General features: G+C 66.5%; 22 protein-coding genes. 12 read left to right on the forward strand and 10 right to left on the reverse strand.

Translation table 11 applies throughout. The annotated features are described in order from the left end of the window. Positions 1-46 precede the first annotated feature (46 nt). Genes ccoS through GEV01_RS24320 form a run of 5 tightly spaced genes read right to left on the reverse strand, consistent with a single transcriptional unit; the run spans position 47 to position 6500 of the window. Positions 47-202: a cbb3-type cytochrome oxidase assembly protein CcoS gene (gene ccoS / locus GEV01_RS24300; RefSeq protein ID WP_152808329.1), complete on the reverse strand. Its 156-nt coding sequence runs from the start codon at positions 200-202 to the stop codon at positions 47-49. Continuing rightward, a complete protein-coding gene (locus GEV01_RS24305) occupies positions 202-2685 on the reverse strand; it encodes a heavy metal translocating P-type ATPase (RefSeq protein ID WP_152808036.1) in 2484 nt (827 codons plus the stop codon). The genes ccoS and GEV01_RS24305 overlap by 1 nt, the downstream gene beginning before the upstream one ends. Then, a complete protein-coding gene (locus GEV01_RS24310) occupies positions 2664-3440 on the reverse strand; it encodes a sulfite exporter TauE/SafE family protein (RefSeq protein ID WP_152808037.1) in 777 nt (258 codons plus the stop codon). Before GEV01_RS24310 ends, GEV01_RS24305 begins: the two co-directional genes overlap by 22 nt. 7 nt (positions 3441-3447) lie before the next feature. Beyond that, entirely contained in the window at positions 3448-4866 is a 1419-nt protein-coding gene (gene hemN / locus GEV01_RS24315; RefSeq protein WP_152808038.1) for an oxygen-independent coproporphyrinogen III oxidase, read from the reverse strand. Further along, positions 4863-6500 (reverse strand): methyl-accepting chemotaxis protein, encoded by a 1638-nt coding sequence (locus GEV01_RS24320; protein WP_152808039.1) that lies wholly within the window; start codon positions 6498-6500, stop codon positions 4863-4865. Before GEV01_RS24320 ends, hemN begins: the two co-directional genes overlap by 4 nt. Positions 6501-6636: 136 nt before the next feature. Between GEV01_RS24320 and GEV01_RS24325 the strand changes: the two genes are divergently transcribed. Then, positions 6637-7434, forward strand: coding sequence for a glutamate racemase (locus GEV01_RS24325; protein ID WP_175023203.1), 798 nt, complete (start codon positions 6637-6639; stop codon positions 7432-7434). Here the strand turns inward: GEV01_RS24325 and GEV01_RS24330 are convergent. The 3 genes from GEV01_RS24330 to GEV01_RS24340 form a co-directional block, all read right to left on the reverse strand. Then, positions 7431-9530: an EAL domain-containing protein gene (locus GEV01_RS24330; protein ID WP_152808041.1), complete on the reverse strand. Its 2100-nt coding sequence runs from the start codon at positions 9528-9530 to the stop codon at positions 7431-7433. The genes GEV01_RS24325 and GEV01_RS24330 overlap by 4 nt on opposite strands. A gap of 66 nt (positions 9531-9596) precedes the next feature. Beyond that, positions 9597-10031 carry an inner membrane protein YiaA gene (yiaA, locus tag GEV01_RS24335; RefSeq protein WP_152808042.1) on the reverse strand — a complete coding sequence of 145 codons (435 nt, stop codon included), beginning with the start codon at positions 10029-10031 and terminating at the stop codon, positions 9597-9599. 63 nt (positions 10032-10094) lie between these two features. Beyond that, entirely contained in the window at positions 10095-11027 is a 933-nt protein-coding gene (locus tag GEV01_RS24340; RefSeq protein ID WP_152808043.1) for a DUF808 domain-containing protein, read from the reverse strand. A 155-nt stretch (positions 11028-11182) separates the two neighbouring features. Between GEV01_RS24340 and GEV01_RS24345 the strand changes: the two genes are divergently transcribed. Together GEV01_RS24345 and GEV01_RS24350 are read left to right on the forward strand one after the other, a co-directional pair. After that, entirely contained in the window at positions 11183-11824 is a 642-nt protein-coding gene (locus tag GEV01_RS24345; protein WP_152808044.1) for a LysE family transporter, read from the forward strand. A gap of 89 nt (positions 11825-11913) precedes the next feature. Then, a complete protein-coding gene (locus tag GEV01_RS24350; protein ID WP_152808045.1) occupies positions 11914-13815 on the forward strand; it encodes a DUF6600 domain-containing protein in 1902 nt (633 codons plus the stop codon). 111 nt (positions 13816-13926) lie between these two features. On the opposite strand, the gene GEV01_RS24355 is transcribed toward GEV01_RS24350, so the two are convergent. Next, the gene (locus GEV01_RS24355; RefSeq protein ID WP_235914556.1) at positions 13927-14391 is read right to left on the reverse strand and encodes a phage regulatory CII family protein; all 465 of its coding nucleotides are present in this window, start codon (positions 14389-14391) and stop codon (positions 13927-13929) included. Between the two features lie 134 nt (positions 14392-14525). Here GEV01_RS24355 and GEV01_RS24360 point away from each other — a divergent pair, with 134 nt between their 5' ends. The 4 genes from GEV01_RS24360 to GEV01_RS24375 all read left to right on the forward strand — a co-directional run bounded on the left by GEV01_RS24360 (position 14526) and on the right by GEV01_RS24375 (position 17280). Further along, positions 14526-15299 (forward strand): flagellar biosynthesis protein FlhF, encoded by a 774-nt coding sequence (locus tag GEV01_RS24360; protein ID WP_235914557.1) that lies wholly within the window; start codon positions 14526-14528, stop codon positions 15297-15299. 1 nt (position 15300) lies between these two features. Further along, entirely contained in the window at positions 15301-16086 is a 786-nt protein-coding gene (locus GEV01_RS24365; RefSeq protein WP_152808048.1) for a DUF2491 family protein, read from the forward strand. A gap of 26 nt (positions 16087-16112) precedes the next feature. Beyond that, positions 16113-16925, forward strand: coding sequence for a coiled-coil domain-containing protein (locus tag GEV01_RS24370; RefSeq protein ID WP_152808049.1), 813 nt, complete (start codon positions 16113-16115; stop codon positions 16923-16925). A gap of 79 nt (positions 16926-17004) precedes the next feature. Next, complete coding sequence (locus GEV01_RS24375; RefSeq protein WP_152808050.1) at positions 17005-17280, forward strand: DUF493 family protein; 276 nt, start codon at positions 17005-17007, stop codon at positions 17278-17280. Position 17281: 1 nt separating this feature from the next. Here the strand turns inward: GEV01_RS24375 and GEV01_RS24380 are convergent, their stop codons facing one another. Continuing rightward, the gene (locus GEV01_RS24380) at positions 17282-18181 is read right to left on the reverse strand and encodes a transcriptional regulator GcvA (RefSeq protein ID WP_152808051.1); all 900 of its coding nucleotides are present in this window, start codon (positions 18179-18181) and stop codon (positions 17282-17284) included. 122 nt (positions 18182-18303) lie between these two features. Here GEV01_RS24380 and yfcF point away from each other — a divergent pair, with 122 nt between their 5' ends. The 5 genes from yfcF to GEV01_RS24405 all read left to right on the forward strand — a co-directional run bounded on the left by yfcF (position 18304) and on the right by GEV01_RS24405 (position 21369). Continuing rightward, the gene (gene yfcF / locus GEV01_RS24385; protein WP_152808052.1) at positions 18304-18939 is read left to right on the forward strand and encodes a glutathione transferase; all 636 of its coding nucleotides are present in this window, start codon (positions 18304-18306) and stop codon (positions 18937-18939) included. Positions 18940-18982: 43 nt separating this feature from the next. Beyond that, positions 18983-19669 carry a lipoyl(octanoyl) transferase LipB gene (gene lipB / locus GEV01_RS24390; protein ID WP_070267974.1) on the forward strand — a complete coding sequence of 229 codons (687 nt, stop codon included), beginning with the start codon at positions 18983-18985 and terminating at the stop codon, positions 19667-19669. A 31-nt stretch (positions 19670-19700) separates the two neighbouring features. Then, positions 19701-20687: a lipoyl synthase gene (gene lipA / locus GEV01_RS24395; protein WP_152808053.1), complete on the forward strand. Its 987-nt coding sequence runs from the start codon at positions 19701-19703 to the stop codon at positions 20685-20687. Positions 20688-20810: 123 nt separating this feature from the next. Continuing rightward, positions 20811-21101, forward strand: coding sequence for a type II toxin-antitoxin system Phd/YefM family antitoxin (locus GEV01_RS24400; RefSeq protein ID WP_408014837.1), 291 nt, complete (start codon positions 20811-20813; stop codon positions 21099-21101). Further along, positions 21064-21369: a Txe/YoeB family addiction module toxin gene (locus tag GEV01_RS24405; RefSeq protein WP_152808054.1), complete on the forward strand. Its 306-nt coding sequence runs from the start codon at positions 21064-21066 to the stop codon at positions 21367-21369. Before GEV01_RS24400 ends, GEV01_RS24405 begins: the two co-directional genes overlap by 38 nt.

Below are 21369 nucleotides of genomic sequence, written 5' to 3' on the forward strand. Positions count from 1 at the left end.
TGGGAGTGAAAAAACCTTGATGTGGATCAAAATTTCCCAGATCAAACTATTCTAGTGGTGGCTTGTCATCGTCCTGGAGCACGCGCAGCGCCGGGCCGACCAGGTCGTCGAACTGGCCGCTGTCGGAAGCGCTGAAGAACACCCACAGCGCGGCAAACACCAGCACCACGCTGAGCGGAATGAGCAGGTAGAGCGCTTCCATCATGTCCCCCTTCTGAGCCGCAGCGCATTGGCCACCACCACGGCGGAACTGAGCGCCATGCCCACGCCGGACAGCCACGGGTTGAGCAGGCCGACCGCCGCCGCCGGGATCGCCAGCGCGTTGTAGACGCTGGCCCAGCCGAGGTTCTGGCGGATCACGCCCATGGTGCGCGCCGCCACGCGGGCGCTGTCGGCGACGGCGCCGAGGCGGCCGCACAGCAGCACGGCGTCGGCATGGGCTTGCGCCAGTGCTGCGCCCGCCCCCATCGCGAAGGAGACGTCGGCCGCGCTCAGCACGGCGGCGTCGTTGATGCCGTCGCCGACCATCGCCACCACGGCGCCGGTCTGCTGCAGGCGCTTGACGAAGGCCAGTTTTTCATCGGGCAGGTAGCCGCCCACGGTGGTGCTGATGCCGAGCTGGTCGCCGACCTGACGCGCCAGGTCGGCGTTGTCTCCGCTGAGCAGCACCACGGTCTTGCCGGCCTTGCGGAAGTAGTCGACCGTGGCTTGCGCATCGGGCCGCAGGCCGTCGCGCAAATGGAAGCAGGCCAGCCATTGGCCGGCCACGCCGAGATAGACCGGCGTGACGCCGTTGCCCGCATCATGCGGCGGCGCCGAGCCGCTCAACTCGGCGACGAAGCCGGCGCTGCCCAGGCGGTACAGGCGGTTGTGCAGCACGCCTTCGATGCCGCGCCCGGCGATTTCATCGACCGCCGTGGCTTGCCAGTCGGCGCGTGTGCCGCCTTGCGCCGCAGCGGCGGCATCGACGATGGCGCGGGCCAGCGGGTGGCCGCTGCCGGCGTCCAGCGCGGCCGCCACTTGCAGGCAGAAGTCGGCCTGCATCAAGCCCAGTTGCACGGTCTGCTGCAAGGCCGGGCGGCCGAAGGTCAGCGTGCCGGTCTTGTCGAACACCACGTGGGTGGCGCGGTGCAGCGTCTCCAGCGTTTGCGGGCCGGTGATCAGCACGCCCTGCCGCAGCAGGCGGTCGGTGGCGGCGGCCAGCGCGGTCGGCGTCGCCAGCGACAGCGCGCACGGGCAGGACACCACCAGTACCGCGATGGCGATCGGCCAGGCGCGGGCGGCGCTGTCGCCGTCCATCCAGTACCAGAACACGAAGGTGGCCAGCGCGAACAGCAGCAGCGCCAGCACGAACCAGCCGGCGACGTCGTCGGCCCACTGGGCGATGCGCGGCTTGTCGCGGCCGGCGCGGTCGACCAGCTTGACCAGCTTGGACAAGGTGCTGTCCTGGGCGATGCTGGTCACGCGCGCCAGCACCACCGAGCCGGCGTTGATGGCGCCGCCCGGCAGCGCGTCGCCGCTGTCCTTGGCCACCGGCGCGCTTTCGCCGCTGAGCAGCGACAGGTCGAGCTGCGTGCGGCCGTCGACGATGACGCAGTCGGCCGCCACCGCTTCACCGGGCTTGATCATGATGACCTGGCCCACCGCCAGCGCGGCGGCCGGCACCAGGGTGGCCGCGTGGCTGGCCGGGTAATCGTCGAGCAGCGTGGCCGATGCCGGCAGCGCGTGCTGCAAGCGCTCCAGCGCGGCGCCAGCCTTGCGGCGCGCGCGCAGTTCCAGGTGGCGGCTGCACAGCAGCAGGAAGATGAACATCGTCACCGAATCGAAATACACTTCGCCGTGACCGCGCACCGTGGCCAGCACGCTGGCGCCGAAAGCGGCCGCGATGCCCAGCGCCACCGGCACGTCCATGCCCAAGGTGTAGGCGCGCAGGCTGTTCCAGGCGCCGCGCCAGAACGGCAGCGCCGAATAGCAGATGGCCGGCGCCGTCAGCAGCAGGCTGGCCCAGCGCATCAGCGCGGCCATGCTGTCGTCCAGCGTGCCGTCGTCCGCCAGGTAGGCCGGGGCCACGTACATCATCACCTGCATCATAGCCAGGCCGGCCACGAACAGCTGGCGGCCCAGGGTCTTGGCGGCCTGGCGCTGCTGTTCGCCGTGGCGCTGCGCGTCGTAGGGATAGGCGGCGTAGCCGATCGCGTGCAGCGCGGCCAGGATGTCGCCGGGCTGGCAATCGTCCGAGCGCCAGCGCACGTACAGGCGTTCGGTGGCGACGTTGAGCTGCGCGCTCTGCACGCCGGGCAGCTTGGCCAGGCGCTGTTCGATCAGCCACACGCAGGCGGCGCAGCGTATGCCTTCGACCGCCAGCGTGGTTTCGCGGCTGCCTTCATCGAGGGCGAAGCGCGGGTCGGCGTTGTCGTACAGGCGCAGTTCCGGCGGCAGCATTTGCGCGCCCTCGGCGCTGGCGGCGAAGGCCGAGCGCTCGTGGTAGTACGATGCCTGGCCCAGGTCGACGATGGTCTGCGCCACCGCCGCGCAGCCGGGGCAGCACATGGCGTGGTCGACGCCGTCGATGCGCACCTGCCATTCGGGCTTGGCGACGGCTGGCAGCGGCTGGCCGCAGTGGAAGCAGACGTGCACTTGCGCGCCGGGCGCCGTGTGGCGGTTTATTGATGTGGTGTCAGGCATAAGGTGTCCATCCAGTCTGGCGCGATGCCGCCGGCCGCGCGCGCCAGTCCCAGCACGCCGAAGGCCAGTACCAGCAGGCCGCAGGCGATGCGCACGCGGCGCTGCTGCAGCGCGCGTTGCAGGCGGGCGCCGGCCAGGCCCAGCGCGGTCAGCATGGGCAGCGTGCCCAGGCCGAAGGCCAGCATGACGGCGGCGCCGTCGCTGGCCGAGCCGCTCAGCATCGCGGTCAGCAGCACGCTGTAGACCATGCCGCACGGCAGCCAGCCCCACAGTGCGCCCAGCGCGAAGGCCTGGTGCGGGCGTTGTGCCGGCATCAGGGTTTTCATCATCGGCGCGATGGCCGGTTGCGCGCGCTGCCACAGCACGCGGCCGCCCTGCTCCAGCAAGGCCAGGCCGCGCCAGGCGTTCATCAGGTACAGGCCGAGCGCCACCAGCATCAGGTTGGCCAGCCAGTAGAACAGCAGCTGCACGCCGGCCAGCGCCGACAGGCTTTGCGCACCGCCGGCCAGGCCGCCCGCCAGCGCACCGGCCACCATGTAGCTGGCGATGCGGCCGGCGTTGTACGACAGCACGCGCGGCAAGGTGCTGGTGCTGGCGGGGGCCGGCATGGCGACGATCGGAATCACGTTACGCATCGGTGCTGGCACCGCCGTGCCGACCGACAGCGCGCCGACGATGCCGCCGCACATGCCGATGCAGTGCACGCTGCCGGCCAGTCCGACCACCATCACCGGCAGTAGCTGAAGCAGGTTCATGATGCGTTCATATCGTTTTCGAGTAGCGCAGCGGCTGCGGGCCGTCGACGCGCGGCATGCTCAGGTAGCGGTCGAACACCATGCAGATATTGCGTATCAGCAGACGGCCTTTCGGCGTCACGCTGATCCATTGCGGATCGATCTGTACCAGGCCGTCGTCTTCGAAGGCCTTGAGCTTTTCCAGCTCGGCCGCGAAGTACAGCGGGAAGCGGATCGGATACGCCTGTTCGATCGACGAGATCGACAATTCGAAATTGCACATCAGCTTCTGGATCACGATGCGCCGCAGCAGGTCGTCGGTATCGAGCTTGATGCCGCGCGTGACCGGCAGCTTGCCGTCGTCGAGTTTTTCGTAATAGGCTTCCAGCGTTTTCTCGTTCTGGCTGTAGGTGGCGCCGACCGCGCTGATGGCCGACACGCCGCAGGAAATCAAGTCCGCCTCGGCGCGCGTCGAGTAGCCCTGGAAGTTGCGCTGCAAACGGCCCTGGCGCTGCGCCACTGCCAGCTCGTCGCCGGGCTTGGCGAAATGGTCCATGCCGATGTAGACATAGCCGGCCGCGCACAGCCGGCGTATGCACAGCGCCAGCAGGTCGAGCTTGACGGCGGCCGTCGGCAGGTCGGCGTCGGCGATGCGGCGCTGCGGCTTGAACAGGTGCGGCAGATGCGCGTAGTTGTACAGCGCGATGCGGTCCGGGTCGGCGTCGATCACCTTGTCCAGCGTTTGCTCCATGCTGGCCATGGTCTGCTTGGGCAGGCCGTAGATCAGATCGATGCTGATCGAGCGGAAGCCGGCGGCGCGCGCTGCGTCCATCACTGCGCGGGTTTCCGCTTCCGGCTGGATGCGGTTGACGGCCTTTTGCACTTCTGGGTCAAAGTCCTGCACGCCCAGGCTGATGCGGTTGAAGCCTTGCGCGCGCAGCGAGTGCACGCGATCGACGCTGACGGTGCGCGGATCGATCTCGATCGAGTACTCGCCCTGCGCGTCCGGCACGAAGCTGAAGTTCTCGTGCAGATGGGTCATCAGGTCGCCCATCTGGCGGTCGCTCAGGTAGGTCGGCGTGCCGCCGCCGAAGTGCAGCTGTTCGATCTGGCCCATGCCGGCGAACAGGCGGCCCTGCATGTCGATCTCCTGCTTCAGGTAGCCGAGGTAGGTGGCGGCCTTGCTGTGGTCCTTGGTGACGATCTTGTTGCAGCCGCAGTAGTAGCAGATGGTGTCGCAGAACGGAATGTGCACGTACAGCGACAAGGGCCGCTGGCTGCGGCGCATGCGCAGTCCGGCCACCGCCTCCAGGAACTGGCCGTAGCCGAAGTCCTGCTGGAAGCGGTCGGCGGTCGGATACGACGTGTAGCGCGGGCCGGACTGGCTCAGCTTGCCGATGATCTCGGCGTCGAATTCCACGGCGGGGAAGGCGGTATTCATGGTCATGCTGCCAGACGTTTCATGGGGGCGGCGCTACGCACTGGCCGTGCCTTGCGCGCGCCGCTGCTGGTGCGCGTGCTGCCGAACTTGAACAGGCTGACCGCCTGCGTCAGGCCGCCGGCTTCCAGCGCCAGGCTGGCGGTGGCGGCGGCCGCTTCTTCGACCAGCGCGGCGTTCTGCTGCGTGACCTGGTCCATGTGGGCGATGGCGGCGTTGACCTGGTCGACGCCGATGCTCTGCTCGTGCGAGGCGACCGAGATTTCATGCATGATGGACGTCACCTGCTGCACCGAGGCCACCACTTCCTTCATGGTGGCGCCGGCGCGGTCGACCTGCACCATGCCGGCGCTGACCTTGCCGACCGAGACGTCGATCAGGTTCTTGATGTCCTTGGCGGCGGTGGCGCTGCGCTGGGCCAGGTTGCGCACCTCGCCCGCCACCACGGCGAAGCCGCGGCCCTGTTCGCCGGCACGCGCCGCTTCGACGGCGGCGTTCAGCGCCAGGATGTTGGTCTGGAAGGCGATGCCTTCGATCAGGCCGATGATGTCGACGATCTTGCGCGACGAGGCGTTGATCTCGTCCATGGTGGCGATGACGTCGGCGACGATCTCGCCGCCCTGCACCGCGACGCTGGAGGCGTTCTGCGCCAGCTGGTTGGCCTGCGCCGAGTTGTCGGCGTTCTGCTTGACGGTGGACGAGAACTGCTCGACGCTGGATGCGGTTTCCTCCAGGCTGGCGGCCTGCGCCTCGGTGCGGCCGGACAGGTCGGCGTTGCCGGCGGCGATCTGGCGCGTGGCCACGGCCATGGTCTCGACATTGTTGCGGACATCGCGGATGGTGGCGATCAGGTTGCTGTTCATCTGCTGCAGGGCGCGCAGCAGCTGGCCCACTTCGTCGGTGGCCTCGGTGTCGAAGGAGCCCGACAGGTCGCCGGCGGCGATGGCGCGCGCGCCTTCCAATGCGCGGCCCAGCGGCTGCAGCACCGACACCCGCAGCGTGTACCACAGGAAGACGTTGATCAGCAGGCCGAAGAAGGTGGCGAAGAAGATCGGGTAGTTGTTGGCGCCGCCGCTCATCAGCGCGGCGGCGCAGACGATCACCTGCAGCACGTTGACCACGCTGGTGGCCAGCCAGATGCGCATGGCCAGCGACACATGGCTCAGGCGCGACATCAGCGAGCCGGCGCCGGCCTGGATCACCTGGCCGTTCTTGATGCGGATGCCGTGGCGGCCGCCTTCGCGGATGGCGCGGTAGGCTTGTTCGGCCTTGGCGATCTGCTGGCGCTCGGCCTTGACCCGCACCGACATGTAGCCGGTGGTCTTGCCGTTGTCGCGGATCGGCGTGATGTTGGCGCGCACCCAGTAATGGTCGCCGTTCTTGCAGCGGTTCTTGACGATGCCGGTCCACGGCGTGCCGCCCTTGATCGAGCTCCACAGGTCGGCGAAGGCGTCGGCCGGCATGTCCGGATGGCGCACGATGTTTTGCGGCGCACCCAGCAGCTCCGCCTCGCTGTAGCCGCTGATTTGCGTGAAGTAGGGATTTACGTAGACAATGTTGCCATTTAAGTCAGTCTTGGAAACGATGGCCTGGTCGTCCAGGACTTCCACTTCACGGTTGGTAACGGGCTGGTTGTTGCGCATTTCGGGACTCCACAGTTGGGCCGGCTCGGCCGTTTATTGCTCTATCGCAATTGATGTGTCCAGTTTACGGAGTCCGACCCGCAATTTTATTGATGTAGATCAAAATTCCCCGGATTGGGGTTGGCTAAGGAAAACCATGGAACTTCAACGACCTGTCGGCATCTTCGACGCCGGCATCGGCAGCTACGCCATCGTCGAGCGCGTGCGCGCGGCCTTCCCGGCGCAGGACATCGTGTATTTCGCCGACCGCGCCAGCTTCCCCTACGGCGCCAAGACGCCGCAGCAGTTGCTGGCGTCGGTGCAACGTGCTACCGCCTACTTGCAGGCGCAGGGTTGCGTGGCGGTGGTGCTGGCGTCCAACGCGCCCAGCGTGGTGGTGCTGGAGCCGCTGCGCGCGGCGGCCGGCGTGCCGGTGATCGGCATCTTCCCGCCGGTAGCGGAGGCGGTGCGGCGTTCGGCCAGCGGCAAGGTGGCGGTGCTGGGCGTGCGCTCGATGGTGGGCAGCGCGGCCATGCAAGCCTATGCCGACGTCCATCGCGGCGATGACGAGGTGGTGCTGGTGAATGCATCGGCGCTGGTGGACCTTGTGGAAAACTTCGCCTTTGTCCACAGGCCGCAGGAAACCCAGGCCGCCGTCAGCGGCTTCATCGCCGAGCTGCGCGCCGCTCATCCGCAGGTCGATGTGATGACGATGTCGTCCACCCACCTGCCGTGGCTCAAGCCCTTCTTTGAGGCGGCGGCACCGGATGTGCAGTTCCTCGACCCGGCCGACGGCGTGCTGCAGGAGCTGGCGCCGCACACGTCGGCCGGCGGCGGCCACACGCGCTGCGTGGCCACCGCCAGCGCCGAGCTGAGTCTGGACGATTTCAACACGGCGCTGCGCGCGCTGGGCACGCCGTTGCAGGCCGAGCTGGTTGAGCTGGCCGTGGACTAAGCGCCGGCGCTGGCGCTGAGCGGCCGCAGCGTGCCGACCGCGTAGCCCTGGGCGTAGTCCAGGCCCAGTTCGCGCACCACGGCCAGCGTCGGCTCGTCCTCGACGTATTCGGCCACGGTGCTGAGGCCCATCACGTGGCCGACTTCGTTGATGGCCTTGACCAGGGCGCGGTTGATGGCGTTGGTGGCGATGCCGCGGATGAACACGCCGTCGATCTTGAGGAAGTCCACCGGCAGCGCCCGCAGGTAGGCGAACGACGACAGGCCGCTGCCGAAATCGTCCAGCGAGAAGCGGCAGCCCAGCGCCTTCAGCCCGGCCATGAAGTCCTGCGCCTTGACCAGGTTGGCGATCACCGCCGTCTCGGTGATTTCAAAGCAGATCTGCGCCGGCGAGATGCCGTGTTCGGCGAACTGCTGGACGATGTAGTCGTGCAAGCCCTCGTCGCCCAGCGAGGTGCCGGACAGGTTGACCGAGTACTGCGCCGGCAGCCGGCCGTTGGCGTCCGGCTGCGCGCCCAGGCTTTGCACATGGCGGCAGACGGCGCGTATCACCCAGCGGTCGATGGCCGTCATCATGTCGTAGCGCTCGGCGGCGGGGATGAAGGCGCCGGGCAGGATCAGGTCGCCCTTGGCCGGCTGGATGCGGATCAGCACCTCGTCGTGCTCCTCCTCGTCCTGCTGGCCTAGGCGCACGATGGGCTGGGCGTACAGCCGGAAGTACTGGTGCTCGAAGGCTTCGTTCAGGCGCGACACCCACTGCATCTCGCCCTGCCGCCGCGCCAGCCGCTGATCCGATTCCTGGTACAGGTGCACGCGGTTGCGGCCGCGCTCCTTGGCCAGGTAGCAAGCCTGGTCGGCGGCCATCAGCAGCTCGGTCATCGATTTGCTGTGGTGGTTGACCTCGACCAGGCCGATGCTTACGCCCAGCTCGAAGGTGTGGTCGTCCCACACGAAGCGGAAGTTCTTGACCGACTGCCGCAGCACGTCGGCGATCAGCAGCGCCTGGTCCGGCGGGCAGTGCGGCAGCAGCACGCCCAGCTCGTCGCCGCCGAGGCGGGCCAGGATGTCGCTGTCGCGCATCTGCGTCTGCAGCATCTTGGACAGCAGTTGCAGCAGCAGGTCGCCGGCGCTGTGGCCGCAGGTGTCGTTGACGATCTTGAACTGGTCCAGGTCCATGTACAGCAGCGCGTGCACGTGGCCGTCCTCCTTGGCGCTGTGCAGCGCGGCGGCGATCTGCACTTCGAATTCGCGCCGGTTGATCAGGCCGGTGAGCGTGTCGTGGCTGGCGTTCCACGACAGCTGCTTGGTCAGCTTGCGCTCGTGGCTGACGTCGCGGAACACCACCACCGCGCCCAGCAGCTCGCCGCCGTCGGACCAGATCGGTGCGGCCGATTCCTCGACCGCCACATGGCGGCCGTCGCGCGTGACCAGCTGGTTTTGCGACGACATGCCGATCGCCTGCCGCAGCCGCAGGCATTGCAGCGCCACGTGCTCCGGGATGGCCTCGCCGGCGTCGTCGACCAGCTTCAGCGTGCTGGCGATGTGCAGCCCGCGCGCCTCGTCGTGGGTCCAGCCGGTGAGTTGTTCGGCGATGTAGTTCAGGTAGTCGGTTTCGCCGTGGGCGTTGGTGGTGATGACGCCCTCGCCGATCGAGCGCAGCGTGACGGCGGCCAGCTCGCGCTGGCGCGCGGTGGTTTGCTCGCTGTTCTTGCGTTCGGTGATGTCCCAGACCACGCCCAGCGTGCCGAGCGGCTGGGCGCGGTCGTCGCCGTTGCAGAACACGTGGGCCTTGGCGGCCAGCCAGTGCCGGCTTTTGTCCGGCCAGATCACGCGGTATTCGACTTCATAGCCGGCACGGTTGTCGACCGCGGTCTGCATGGTGTCGAGCAGCTGGTCGCGGTCTTCCTGGCAGACGTGCTGGAGAAAGACGGAAAACGGCTGCTTCAGGTCGCCGGAGGGCAGGCCCAGCAAGGTGGCGCCTGCGCCGAACCATTTGACCGTGCTGTCGACCACGCGGCCATCGTGAAGTTCCGAATCCCAGATCGTCATGCGCGCGGCGTCCAGCGCCATGCGCAAGTGCCGCTGCACATGCTCCATGCTCTCCACCCCCTACGCCATTGGAGTGGGACGGCGGCAGGGAGTTCCCTGGATTTTGTGCGAAAGTTAGCCCGCTTCGCCGCTGCCGGCATGGGGCGTGCCCTTGATGGCGGCGACATCGCGCACGTTTTTCTGCACCGCCACTGCGGCAAACAGGCTGAGCACGAAAGCCATCGCGTAAAAGCCTTTTTCGCTGGGCGCCAGACTGGCGTTGAACAGGCCCACGCCCAGCAGGCCGACCGCCAGCATCACCGATATCCAGCACAGGCCGAAATACAGGCCGCTGACCGGGATGGCTTCGCTGCGGTCACGCACCGATTTCTGTAGCGAGACGGCGGCGAACAGGCCGTACATCAGCAAGGTGAAGTAATAGCCTTTTTCGTTCAGCTGCATGCCGGCGTTCCACAGGCCGATCAGGTAGGTCAGCGCGCCGGCGATCAGGGCGACCCAGGAGGCGGCGATGAAGGCGCCGGTCGGGCCTTGTTGGGCAGGTTGGGCCATCGTTGTTCCTTTCAGAAAGGTGGGCGGGGCGCCCACCTCGGAACCATAACAAAGCTGCCCGCCTTATTTTTTGACTAGACGCAATAGTTTTCCACCCAGCATGACCACCGCCAGCGCCAGCGCGCCGGCCACGACGCCGGCCACCGCGTCCAGCGCGGCCGGCGTGGCCCAGGCCAGCAAGGGGCCCAGCATCGGCACCGTGGCGACCGCGTCGGCCGCGTGGTGGACCAGGTCGTGGGTGCCGGGCAGGCCGTGCATCAGGATGCCGCCGCCGACCATGAACATGGCGGCCGTGCCGACCACCGACAGCAGCTTCATCAGCTTGGGCGCGGCCGCCAGCAGCACGCGGCCCAGCGCGCGCACGGCGCTGCCGCCGCGCTGGCTCAGGTAGAGCCCGGCGTCGTCCATCTTGACGATGCCGGCCACGATGCCGTACACGCCCACCGTCATCACCAGCGCGATGCCGACCACCACCGTCACCTGTTGCAGGAAGGGCGCGCCGGCCACCGTGCCCAGCGCAATGACGATGATCTCGGCCGACAGGATGAAGTCGGTGCGGATGGCGCCCTTGATCTTGTCCTGTTCCAGCGCCACCAGGTCGACGTCGGGATCGCTGACGGCGTCGGCCAGCTCGCCCAGGTGCTGGTCGGCTTCCTCGCGGTGCAGCAGCGTGTGGGTGATTTTCTCGAAGCCTTCGAAGCACAGGTAGAGGCCGCCCGCCATCAGCAGCGGCGTGATGGCCCAGGGCGCGAAGGCGCTGATCGCCAGCGCGGCCGGCACCAGGATGGCCTTGTTCTTCAGCGAGCCGAGCGCCACCGCCCACACCACCGGCAGTTCGCGCTCGGCGCGCACGCCCGCCACCTGCTGGGCGTTCAGGGCCAGGTCGTCGCCCAGCACGCCGGCGGTTTTCTTGGCCGCCATCTTGCTCATCAGGGCGACGTCGTCGAGGATGGTGGCGATGTCATCGATCAGCGCCAGCAGGCTGGTGCCGGCCATTAGTGCTGCTCCGAGGGGAAATGTGGCTGGGTCATGGGGGTTCCTTAGTTGATCGGCAATATTAACCGATGACGCGCCGGGCGGCGAGACGCAAGCACCGCTACAATGTACTTTGCCCCGCAGCACGGTGCTGCGGCTGACCGCACGGGATAACTATGAGCTTCGCCACCTGGATCACCTTTTTCATCGCCGCCTGCATCATCGCCGTCTCGCCGGGATCGGGCGCGGTGCTGTCGATGTCGCACGGGCTGTCGTACGGCGTGCGCCGCACCAGCGCCACCATCTTCGGCCTGCAGACCGGCTTGATGATGATTTTCTGCATCGCCGGCGCGGGCGTCGGCTCGCTGCTGCTGGCCTCGGAGGTGGCGTTCAGCATCGTCAAGACGGTGGGCGCGCTGTACCTGATCTACCTGGGCCTGAGCCAGTGGCGGGCCAAGGTCAGCGTCGGCGCCAGCCAGGACCGGGCGGAGCTGGTGGTGCCGACCGCCCGCAAACGCTTCCTGACCGGCTTCCTGACCAACGCCACCAACCCCAAGGGCATCATCTTCATGGTGGCGGTGCTGCCGCAATTCATCACCCAGGGCTCGCCGCTGCTGCCGCAACTGCTGATCCTGGCCGCCACCATGTGCTGCATCGACCTGGTGGTGATGCACAGCTACGCCTTCCTGGCTTCGTCGATGCAGCGCTATTTCCGCGACGCCAGCGCCGTCAAGAAGCAGAACCGGGTGTTCGGCGGCCTGCTGATGGCGGTCGGCGCGGCGCTGTTCTTCGTCAAGCGGGGCGCCGCCAGCGCCTGAAAAGATAGCTGATTTGTAACAGGGCGTTACCCCGGTAGGCGTATCCGCCGCCACGGCGTTAAATTGGAATATAACAAGGAGACGTCGTCATGGGCCGCAAGCTTATTCATTTCATCATGTTGGCCGCGCTGGTCGGCGCCAGTGCCTATGCGCTGGCCGACCCGCCCGCCATGGTGGGCCGCATTTCGGCGGTGCACGGCCAGGTCACGCTGGTCGGCGACGACGAGCCGGTGGCCGCCTCGCTGAACTGGCCCGTCACCGGCGCCAGCCATTTGACGACGGCCAGCGGCGCCCGCACCGAATTCCGCGTCGGTTCGACGGCGGTGCGGCTCGATGGCGATTCCGATCTGGAAATCAGCGACCTGGATGACGACCTGTTGCGGCTGCGCCTGAATTACGGCAGCATCAGCATCCGCGTGCGCAGCCCCGAGCTGCTGCGCGACTTCGAACTGAACACGCCCCAGGCCCGCATCACCTTGCTGGAGCCGGGCCTGCTGCGGGTGGACGTCGAACGCGTGGCCGACACCAGCCAGGTCAGCGTGCTGGCCGGCAGCGCGCGGGTGGATGGCGCGGGCTCGTCGCTGACGGTGGGCCCCGGCCGCCATGTCGATGTCGGCAGCGCCGATGTCAGCACCAGCGTCGCCCGGCGCGACGGCTTCGATATCTGGTCTGACGAGCGCGACCGCGCCGCCGAGGTGGTGGTGAGCACGCGTTTTGTTTCCAGCGGCATCACCGGCTATGAAGAACTGGACCGCAACGGCAGCTGGACCGACAACGTCGAGTACGGCGCGCTGTGGACGCCGCGCAATGTCGCGGTCGATTGGGCGCCCTATCGCGACGGCCGCTGGATCTGGCTGGCGCCGTGGGGCTGGACCTGGGTCGACAACGCGCCGTGGGGCTATGCGCCTTCGCATTACGGCCGCTGGGTGGTGGTCAACCGCCGCTGGTGCTGGGCGCCGGGGCGGCCTGCCGGGCGTCCGGTGTGGGCGCCGGCGCTGGTGGGCTGGGTCGGCGGCGATGGCTTCTCGCGCGATCACCGGCCGGGGCTGGGCTGGTTCCCGCTGTCGCCGCGTGAGCGCTTTGTGCCGAGTTACCGGGTGTCGTCCGAGCAGGAACGCCGCCTGATCTGGACCCACAACGGCAAGCCGTTCGAGCCGCGCACCTTGCAGCCGGGCCAGTTCGATCACCGTCGCGACGGCTTGACGGTGCTGCCGCGCGAGCAGTTCGAAGGCCGCCACCGCAGCGTGCAGGTGCCGCGTGGTCCGCAAGTGATACCGGCGCCCGGCCTGGCGGCGACCGCCACGACGGTGGCGCCGCCGCAGCCAGCCGTCGCGCGCGTGCTGGACACCAACCGCCGCGGCTGGCAAGACCGCGACCATGACGGCCGCCCGGACCGCGTGCTGACCGCGCCGTCGGTGCCGCAGCCGGTGACGACGCCCTTGCAGCCGGGCCGTCCGCAGATTTCGACGCTGGCGCCGGGCCAGTTCGGCCGTCCCGATGCGCCGCCGCAGACCATTCAGCCGGGCGATGTGCGCATCGATTTGCGTCCGCACGGCCGGCCGGGCCAGGCGCCTAACCAGCCGATGCCGGTGATGCCGGCGCCGCATATCCTGCAGGCCAATCCGGTGATCACGGCGACGCCGAATATCCAGCAGGCGAACCCGCCGATCACGGCGGCGCCGGTGGCGGCTCCGACCGTGCCGACGCCGTACCCGGCCGGCCGCGACCGCGACGACGGCCGCCGGTATCGCCAGCCGGAGGATAGGCGCCAGGTCCAGCAGCCGCAACCGGTGCAGCAGCCGCAACCGGTGCAGCAGCCGCGTCCGCAGCCGGTCCAGCCGCAGCCGCAACCGCAGCAACCCCGCGCGGTGGTCGCACCGCAGGCTCAGCCGCAGCAGAACCGCGAAAGCGGCCACGACAAGCAGCAGGAGCGCCGCAAGGAAGAAGGCCGCGACCGCAACGACAACAACCGCAACCAGAATCGCAATTAGCAGTGTTCAGGGCCGTCGAGTCCCCAACCTTTTTGCCCCAACTATTTTCCGGACTTCCGATCAGGGAATAGTTTTAGCCAGCCTCCGGGCTGGTTTTTTTTGCCCGGCGGTTCAGCCCCGCTCCGCCTTCAGGCGCAGCCGCGCCCGCCATTCGCCCAGCGCCGACAGCGCGCCCTGGAACTCGCGTTCGATCAGGTCGGCCTCGGCCGCCGTCACCTTGCCGTCCAGCAGCGCGGTCGATACCGCCTCCGCCACCGCGCCCACCTGGCTCATCACCTTGCACACGGTTTGCGACAGGTCGTCGTCGCCGATGTTGTCCGGCGTCGGCACCACGAAGGCCGCCATGCCGTGCCGCACCAGCAGCGCGTGCAGCGGCAGGTGGGCGTCGGCCACGCCGGCCTTGTGGCACAGGTCGACCACCGCCGAGACTTCCTCGAACGAGGGGTAGTGCGAGGCGATGGTCGGCGCCAGCTTGTTGCGCAGGACGTTGACCGAGATGCCCATCGCCTGCGCCAGCGCGTCGATGCCGCCGGGGTAGCTGCGCGCCACTTTGTAGAGCGCGTCGTGTTGATTCATGTCCAGGTATTTGCGTGTCATGGTGAAGCGAGCCTTTTATTACCGATGCAGTCGCCGACGCGCGGCGCTATGCTGATTTTCATTCAACTTCTTTGCGAAACGACATCATGAAGTCTTTTCATTCTGCCCTGTTATTGAGTTTGTGCCTTGCGCTGGGAAGCAATGCCTACGCCGACGCCCGCACGTCTTCGCATTCTGGCACATCGTCGTCTTACAAAAGTGGATTTTCTTCACAAAAGAACAACGCCAGGAGCCAGCCGGCGGCGCCGCCGGCCGGCCGCCAGAGCGGTCCCGGCGCTTTCGGCAAGGCGCCCGGCTCGCCGGCTTCGGCCACGCCGCGCAACACCTCGGCCGCCTCCCGCGACCTCGACCAGAGCGCGGCCCAGGCCAATGCGATGAGGACGCTGGATGCGCGCCGCAACGCCGCCGCCGTGCCGCCACCGCCGCCGCTGAACGATACGCCGGCGCGGCAGCAGTCGGCGCCGGCATATCAGGCGCCGGGGTATCAAGCGCCGCCGGTGTACCAGCAGGCGCCGGTCATCGTGCAGCAGCCGAGCAATGGCCTGATGCACGGCGTGCTGGGCTTCATGCTGGGACGGGCGATGAGCCAGAGCCATCAGCCGGTGTCCTACCCGACCACGACGGCGCCAGCGGCCGGGACCGCAGCCACAGGTGGCAGCCCGGCCAGCAGCGGTGACGCGCAGGCCGGCATGATCAACGGCATGCCGGGACTGGGCGCTCCGGTCCCGGCCGCCCCACCGGCGCCGTCCTTCCTGGCCAGCGTGGCGCGTTGGATGGTCTGGCTGGGCGTGTTGGGTGCGATGGGCTGGGCGGTGGTGTACGCGGTGCGCAAGCTGCGCCGCCTGCGGGCGGGCAACGCAACGAATTATTCATTTGAAAGGAATTGAGATGGGCTGGTCGGACGCATACAACTACCTGCGCAATGGCGCTGCCAAGCTGGGCGGGGCCGAGGCGCCGCGCACGGACCGCGATTTGCCGCTCGGTGCGCGCATCGGCAGCGTGATGCAGTTGCAGCAGTCGCCGCTGCTGCGCGCCGCCGGCGACGGTTCGCTGATCGCGCTGCCCGGCGAGGGCGACCCGTGCATCGTGGCGGTGTCGCAAATCCGCTTGCAGCAGAGCGGCGGCCTGTACCGCTACTACCTGGACACCGGCGAGCGCGACACGAAGGAGAGGTTTTTGCAGGTGTACCAGAACGCCCAGGGCCAGGTGGCCGAGCTGATGTACTGCACCCAGCTGGCCCGCGTGATCCCGGAAACGGCGGAAGACCAGGAAGCCTACATGGGCCTGGCCGGCGCCGGCCTGGGCGACCGCAGCTACACGCTGTGGCGCGAACAGCTGGGCGATGCCGGGCTGGACGAGGCCGACCTGGAGCTGGTGTTCGGCGACCGCGACGGCCTCGACTACTGGCGCGACGCCGGCGATCCGGACGCCGAATTCGTCAAGCCGTTCTCGGGCACCGAGACCCGGTTGGACGACAGCAGCGGCCGCACCGGCCTGCGCCAGGAAATGTACTTCATGCCGTATGTGCGGGAATTGCGCGGCGGCGGCAAGGAATATCTGCTGATCACGACTGAAATCATCAACAGCGTGAACGGCGATGCATCAAAACGCGGGATCCATGTCGACTTCGTCATTGGCATCCCGGTTGAGCAGCAACGCATCGTTATCCAATGATGCGCAACTTGAAAAGGAAGACTGACATGAGCAACTTGAATGGCTGGGGTTTGACCGCGCGCTTGATTTCCAAACATTTTGGCGCGCTGGGCGACCGTGTTTCCGAAGCGATCGCCAATTTTGATCCGGAAACGGCCACCGAGGCCGACCGCGACCGTCTGGCCGACAGCCTGCGCCAGACCGCGCAGAAACTGGCCGCCGCCCGCAGCTCTTTCCAGAAAGAAGCGGACGACGTGGTCAAGCTGCGCCAGCTGATCGCCACCGACGAGCAGGCCGCCGGCACGCTGGGCGACCGTCTGGCCGCCGGCAAGATCTCGGAGGCGACCATCACCCTGTTCTGCGACGAGCTGGAAGCGAACAAGGCGCGCATGCCGCAGGAATTGCAGGAGGAAGCCGACGCCCGCCAGTACATGGACGAACTGCAAACCATCGTCGATGCGCTGTCCAAGCAGCTGGCCGATTTCGATTCGGCGGCGAAGAAGGCGATGCAGGCGCTGGCCTCGGCCCGCGCCCAGCAAGACCTGCAAAACCTGCGCGCCGAGCGCCAGGCCCAGCTGGCCGGCCTGGCCGGCATGCGCGGCAACTCCAGCGCCTTGAACGCGCTGACCCGCCGCGCCCAGGCCATCAGCAACGAGGCGGCCGGCATGAAGATCGTCACCGACATCGGCCAGCGTCCGTACGAGCAGGCGGCCGAGCTGGAGGCGATCCGCAAGTCGGTCAGCCAGCCGGCCATCGCCAACGAATCGGCGCTGGCGCGCTTGCAGCGCCTGTCCGGCCAGCAGCCGGCCCAGCTGGCGGCGTCGGCGGAAACGGCCACCCTGGCACTGGGCAAAGCATAAGCCCGCGCTGAATTGGCTACAATAGAGGCCGGTGGCGTCGCGTTGACGCCGCCGGTTTTCTTTTTTGATTGGAATGAATATGCAAGCGATCCCGCCGTCAGAGTCCCTCATCGAGTACCCGAGCGACTTCCCGATCAAGGTGATGGGCCCGACTCATATCGATTTCGCCCCGACCATCGTGCTGGTGGTGCAGAAGCACGACAAGGATTTCCATGAAGGCAAGATGGAAGTGCGGCCTTCGGCCAAGGGCAACTACACCGGCCTGACCGTGATCGTGCGCGCCATCAGCCGCGAGCAGCTGGACGCGCTGTACGCCGAACTGTCGGCCCACCCGATGGTGAAAATCGTCATGTAAATCACGCTTGCTGGCGCTGGAAGGCGGCTATCTCCTCCAGCAGCCAGTCGCGGAAGGCCTGCACCTGCGGCTTGCCGGCCGCACCGGGCGGCGACACGAAGAAATACTCGTCCGGGCACGGCGTGGCGGTATCGAACAGCCGCAGCAGCTGCCCGGAGGCGATCTCCTGCATCGCCACCACATGGCGCACCAGCGCCACGCCGTTGCCGTCGGCGGCGGAACGTATCAGCATCGACAAATCCTCGAACATCAGGCCGCCGGACGGCTCGGCCATATCGACCCCGGCCGCATGCAGCCACGGCGACCACGGCTCCACCGAGCGCAGCAGCGTGTGCTGGCGCAAGTCCTTCGGCGTGGCCGGCTGCTGTCCGCCACGGTAGTGAGGACTCACTACCGGATAATATACGTCGCCCATCAGCCGCTGCACCACCAGCCCCGGATAGTTGCCGCGCCCGAAACGGATGCCGACATCGATGCCATCGCGCGCCAGGTCCTGCAGCTGTCCGCTCGATTGCAGCACCACCTCGATATCCGGATAGCGGTCGATAAACCGGCCCAGCCGGGGCGCCAGCCAGCGCGCCGCGAACGATGGAATCGATGAAATCGTCAGCCGCCGGTTGACGCTGGCGACCCGCATGGCGTCCGCCGCAGCGGTGATGTCGGCAAAGGACTTGCCTAAAAACTGGGCAAATTTCAGCGCATCGCTAGTTATTTTCACCTGTCGGCCATTGCGCACGAACAGTTCCCGGCCCAACTCCTGCTCCAAAGCGCGCACCTGATGGCTGATCGCGCCATGCGTCAGATGCAACTCTTCCGCCGCCCGAGAAAAGTTCTCGTGGCGGGCCGCCGCCTCGAAGGCGCGCAGTGCGGAAAAATTGGGCAGGCGTCGGCTGGCGCTCATCAGGTCGGCATGCTGTGGATAACTATGTGAATAAAATTAGCAAGAATCACGAAAATATAACGTTATACAGGCGCTACGGCAAGGCTTACCATGTGAATAAATCTACACCAAGGGGAGCCGCCATGCCATTCACGCTGTACGTCGATAGCCTTTTCACCAGCCCATACGCCCTGTCCGCCTTCGTGGCCCTGACCGAAAAACGCCTGCCGTTTGCCATGCAGACCGTGGATCTGGAGGCCGGCCAGCAAAAACTGGGCGCCTATCGCGACCGCGCGCTGACCGCCCGCGTGCCGGCATTGGTGGAGGATGGCGGCGCCACCCCGTTCGTGCTGACCGAATCGACGGCAATTACCGAATACCTGGAAGAGAGCTTCCCGGCGCCGGAATACATCGCGCTGTATCCGAAAGACCGCCGCCAGCGGGCCCAGGCGCGGCAGGTGCAGGCCTGGCTGCGCAGCGACATGGTGCAGCTGCGCGTCGAGCGGGATACGGAAACAGTGTTTTTTGGTAAAGCTTGCCAGCCGCTGAGCGAGGCCGGCCAGGCCGCCGCCGACAAGCTGCTGCACGCCGCCGGCCGGCTGGTGCAGGGGCCCAACCTGTTCGGCGAGTGGTCGATTGCCGACGTCGACCTGACCGTGATGCTGAACCGGCTGATCCTCAACGGCGACGCGGTGCCGCAGAAGCTGCAGGACTACGCCGCCGGCCAATGGCAGCGGCCGTCGATCCAGCAATGGCTGGCGCGCCACCAGCCCGGCTAAGCCCGCCGCAGCCCCGATTGGCGGGCTGATTTATAATGTCGGCATGACGTTCCCTACCCCTAGCGAGCCGGCGCTGATACGCCACCTGGGCCGCGCCGACTACGACAGCACCTTCGCCGCGATGCGCGCCTTCACCGACGCGCGCACGCCGGATACCCGCGACGAACTGTGGATCGTCGAGCATCCGCCCGTCTTCACGCTGGGCCTGGGCGCCGACCGCGGCCACCTGCTGGCCGGCGCGTCCGCCATCCCGGTGGTGCAGACCGACCGCGGCGGCGAAGTCACCTACCACGGCCCCGGCCAGGTGGTGATCTACATGCTGATGGACCTGCGCCGCAACAAGCCGGGCGGCAAGCTGTATGCCCGGCAATTCGTCCATAAAATCGAGCAGGCGATCATCAACGTGTTAGGGGCGTATAATCTCGCCGGTGAGCGCGTTGAAGGGGCGCCCGGCATCTACATGGCCGGCGGCCCGAAACAAGGCGCCAAGATCGCCGCGCTCGGCTTGAAAGTGCGCGGCAACGGTTGTACCTATCATGGGCTGTCGCTGAATGTGGCGATGGATCTGGCCCCGTTTTCCTGGATTAACCCCTGCGGCTATGCCGGACTGGAAACAGTCGACATGCGCACCGTCGGCGCGACCGCACAGTTGTCCGACGTGCAACAGCAGCTGGCCGAGGAGTTGATCCGCGTCCTGGCGCATGTTGCCGAACCAGCAGTACACGAATAACCAAACTTTGCCCGCGAGGGCACGCAGCCAAATGACTTCTGAAACCACTACCAGCGTTGCCCCGGCTTACAACCCGAGCGAAAAGCAAAAAGGCGCCAGCAAGACCGCGCGCATTCCGATCAAGATCGTGCCGATCGAACAGGTCGAGCGTCTGAAAAAGCCGGAGTGGATACGCGTCAAGGCGGCGTCGGCTTCGACCCGCTTCTACGAGATCAAGGACATCCTGCGCGAGAACAAGCTGGTGACGGTGTGCGAAGAAGCGAGCTGCCCCAACATCGGCGAATGCTTCGGCAAGGGCACGGCCACCTTCATGATCATGGGTGACAAGTGCACCCGCCGCTGCCCGTTCTGCGACGTCGGCCATGGCCGCCCGGATCCGCTGGACAAGGAAGAGCCGTTCAACCTGTCGAAGACCATCGCCGAGCTGCGCCTGAGCTACGTGGTGATCACCTCGGTCGACCGCGACGACTTGCGTGACGGCGGCGCCGGCCATTTCGTCGAGTGCATCCAGAACACCCGCGCGCTGTCGCCGAAGACCCAGATCGAAGTGCTGGTGCCGGACTTCCGCGGCCGCCTGCAGAAGGCGCTGGACATCTTCAAGGATGGCCTGCCGGACGTGATGAACCACAACCTGGAAACCGTGCCGCGCCTGTACAAGGAAGCGCGTCCGGGTTCGGACTACATGCACTCGCTGCAGCTGCTGAAGGAATTCAAGGAGCTGTACCCAGAGGTGAAGACCAAGTCCGGCATCATGGTCGGCCTGGGCGAGACCGACGAAGAGATCCTGCAAGTGATGCGCGATATGCGCGAGCACAACATCGACATGCTGACCATCGGCCAGTACCTGGCGCCGTCGAACAGCCACCTGCCGGTGCGCCGCTACGTGCACCCGGACGTGTTCAAGATGTTCGAAGCCGAAGCCTACAAAATGGGCTTCAAGCACGCCGCCGTCGGCGCCATGGTTCGCAGCTCGTACCACGCGGACGAGCAAGCGCATAACGTGCTGGCCGCCGGCTAAAAATTCAGCGGCACCAAGAGAAGCAAGCCCTCGCAAGACGGCTTGCTTTTTTTACGCATGCACAGAAATTAACGTACAACATCCTGTACAATAACTCACGTAACCGAATCGCCTGAGGGGGCAATGATGAACATTCTGACTTTTAGCGAGGCTAGAGCTAGCTTGAAAAGCGTGATGGATGATGTTTGTAATGACCACACTCCGACGGTGATCACCCGTGTCAGCGGTGAGCATGTCGTCATGCTGTCATTGGCGGACTTCAACAGCATGGAAGAAACCATGCACCTCTTGGGCTCGGCTAAGAATGCCAGTCGCCTGATGGAATCCGTAGCGCAGATCAAAGCCGGTAAGGCTCAGGCGAGGGAACTTATTCGCGATGAAAAACAAAAAAACCGAAAACAAGCAGCAGGCTAAAAAACCTGCCTTGTCATGGTCGGATCATGCGTGGGAAGATTACCTCCACTGGCAGCATGCCGATCCTAAAATTGCCGAGCGGATTAATGATCTCATCGACGAATGCCTTAAAGATCCATTTCACGGCACCGGCAAGCCGGAGCCCTTGAGGGGCGAGCTAAGCGGCTTCTGGTCCAGGAGAATAGACCGCCAGCACCGGCTGGTCTATCTTCCCGACGAAGGCTGCATTTACGTCGCCGCTTGCCGGCATCACTATGACGACAAATAA

The sequence above is a fragment of the Rugamonas rivuli genome, assembly GCF_009380165.1.
Taxonomy (GTDB): domain Bacteria; phylum Pseudomonadota; class Gammaproteobacteria; order Burkholderiales; family Burkholderiaceae_D; genus Rugamonas; species Rugamonas rivuli.